This window comes from Bartonella sp. AP21QHHD (assembly GCF_042196205.1).
In the GTDB taxonomy this organism is placed as follows: domain Bacteria; phylum Pseudomonadota; class Alphaproteobacteria; order Rhizobiales; family Rhizobiaceae; genus Bartonella.
In genome coordinates, this window is sequence record NZ_JBHIPT010000050.1 from 1 (window position 1) to 1721 (window position 1721).

Sequence of the window (1721 nt, forward strand, 5' to 3'; positions counted from 1 at the left end):
CAGCGAATGCTTTTGCAGTAACACCAATAGCAATTCCCTGATAATTCTTAGCTTCAGATGATAAACCGATAGCTATTGTTCTTTCAGCTGACGCACGTGCAGCGACGTAATAACAGTCTTTGCCTTTACCACAGTCATATGTTTGCTTATTGCCTATCGCAATAGACGACACAGAGGGCGCACTCGCCGCCTCACCCAACTCAACACCTTTGCCACCACCTCTCTGCATTTCACTAACAGGAATAAGTTGTCTTGGTGTCAAAGTATTTATTACAGAACTATTATCAGTCTTTATTGTGGAATTCTTATCACTGTTACCAGAAAGAGTATTGATGAGAAAATTTGCATAGTCACTGGTAGCATCCACCTTAGGTGTCGTCGCAACACTCAACGCTGTTATATAATTCTCCTTTGACGCACTAGAAGCATCTAAATCACTGTTATCGCTATTATAAGCAGAGATAACATTTTGTGGAGTTCCTACAACAGCACTCTCGACACCTTCAAGGAACATTTTGCTTAAATCGACATTTGCCGAAAAACTAGGAGAAACATTCGATAAAAACGCAACTATTGCAACCAACAAAAGCACCCTCACCAAAGACAAGGGATAAGGAAAATGAGTCCCATTTGCATCATCGTGTGCTAATGTGGCATATAATTTTTTCATAACAAATTCTCCAATGAAAAAACTTAAAAACACCTCCAAAACATAAAAAAGACACATTTTAGCATTATTAATCCCCTTGGAATTCATAATAGAGGATCGTTGCTTAGGATGTGAACATTTTGAGTCTTTTGTTTTGTTTGTGCTTTCTGTATTGAGATCTAAATGTTTGTTTTTGGTTTATGTTTTGTGGACATAGAAATAATATATTTAGAATCTAAGGGTTTTAGTGTGCTGTTTTTTACTAACTAAAAAAGAGGTCTTCCATATTTAATATTATTTTTTACTTGGTAGTCGTTACTATAAAATGCTTTAAAAAAGGTTTTAGTATGTGTTTTCTTAATTATAGACTTTAGTTTTATTAGAAAGCATTTTTTTATTAATAACAAGTAAAATAAAAAGAGATTGTAGTATGTCCGATATCTAACTTGCTTCGGATAATTGTTTTTTAGTTAGGACTTCTCTTCTTAAAATATTATGTAATGATATATGCGTGATCCTTTGATGTATCTTTTATCTTTACGCACTACTTATCCCCCCTTTGAAAGTTATTTTATCAAAATGAGTCTTATTAATATACATTCCTGCATGACTATAGACTGTTCAAGAAAATAGCAACATAAAAATATAACTTTTTAGCAATATGGATTCTACTGTGATCTTTTTGCAATAAAAGCATATAAGGGGCTTCTATAAAACATCAAAGTTTATATCGTCATCAAATATTATGCTTATCTCTAGATAAATACTGTGCGTCTGTAAAAAAACATTCACCCTCATTTCAATAAATAAGGGTGAATGTTTTGTTCGGTTTTTATTGTTCGTATTATTTTATTTTCAGAGTGATTGCACCACCTATTCCCCAATGACCACCAGCACTCGTGGCAGAGAGATTAGAGCGGATTTTTCCATTTTCAGATGTATAACCAGCACCAATAGCAAATGCCGATTGTCCACGCCATGCGCCGCTACCAAATGAGACACTCAAAGATCCTGGTTCGTCGAAGTAACGTAGATTGGACACTGCTAGACCAACCGCCGCTGCTTGCCTTGC

The 1721-nt window shown here is 35.2% G+C and carries 1 protein-coding gene and 1 pseudogene; both read right to left on the reverse strand.

The features are described from left to right. A pseudogene (locus ACFIMC_RS03370) lies at positions 1–670 on the reverse strand (hypothetical protein); the annotation flags it as partial. Positions 671–1493: 823 nt separating this feature from the next. Further along, the coding region (locus ACFIMC_RS03375) for a YadA-like family protein (protein WP_375685653.1) at positions 1494–1721 on the reverse strand (228 nt) is incomplete at its 5' end.